Origin of the sequence: Mesorhizobium sp. M1E.F.Ca.ET.063.01.1.1 (genome assembly GCF_003998155.1) — a bacterium.
Taxonomy (GTDB): Bacteria; Pseudomonadota; Alphaproteobacteria; order Rhizobiales; family Rhizobiaceae; genus Mesorhizobium.
Genome location: NZ_RZSC01001417.1, coordinates 1 through 691 on the forward strand (window position 1 = coordinate 1; position 691 = coordinate 691).

Here is a 691-nt window from a genome sequence, read left to right on the forward strand (position 1 = left end):
CGAGATGTTCGAGACCTGGTACAAGATGATCGCCCTGGTCCAGGGCCCTCTCGACGTCTCGGGCCTGATCACCCATCGCATCGGCATCGATGATTTCCAGGTCGGATTCGACGCGATGCGGAGCGGCAGCTCGGGCAAGGTGGTGATGGATTGGTAGGGAGCGTCGATAGAGACGTCGAGTTCCTTCGCGCCCCCCTCTGTCCTGCCAGCGTATCGGTGTTCCCACTCTACTTGTTCCCTAAGGCCACCTCCAGCGCCGCCGTCCCTTTCGCAACCGCCACCTGCTCCTCCACACTCAGCCTTGCCAGCAACTCCCTTTCGAACGCCTTCGCCAGCGGCACCATCTCGCGATAGGCGGCGAGCCCAGGCTTGGTCAGCATCAGGTGCTCGACGCGGCGATCGTTCTCGTCCGGCGTGCGCGTCAGCCAGCGCCGGCGCTCCAGCTCGGCGACTGCGCGCGACACCTTGGTCTTGTGCATGGCCGACTGCTCGCCGAGTTCGGTCGCGGTCATCGTGCCGCGCTGGCCAAGACCTGATAGCGTGCGCCATTCCGGCCGCGTCAGTCCGTGGCGTTCCTTGTAGATGCGCGAGAATTCGCGGCTGACGGTGTCGGCCAGCCGATAGAGACGGTAGGGCAGGAAGCTTTCCAGTTCGAGGATTTGCGGTTCCATGAGTGCACCCCGAATGCGTC

The 691-nt window shown here is 64.0% G+C and carries 1 protein-coding gene and 1 pseudogene; one reads left to right on the forward strand and one right to left on the reverse strand.

Going from position 1 to position 691, the window contains the following annotated elements; genetic code table 11:
• Positions 1-157: pseudogene (gene tdh, locus EOA29_RS38935) on the forward strand (L-threonine 3-dehydrogenase); the annotation flags it as partial.
• 70 nt (positions 158-227) lie between these two features.
• On the opposite strand, the gene EOA29_RS38940 reads toward tdh, so the two are convergent.
• Positions 228-671, reverse strand: coding sequence for a MarR family transcriptional regulator (locus EOA29_RS38940; protein WP_126094335.1), 444 nt, complete (start codon positions 669-671; stop codon positions 228-230).
• Positions 672-691 lie beyond the last annotated feature (20 nt).

Excerpts from the sequence above, each read along its gene's own strand:
- EOA29_RS38940 (WP_126094335.1), bottom strand. The coding sequence starts at position 671 with ATGGAACCGCAAATCCTCGAACTGGAAAGCTTCCTGCCCTACCGTCTC.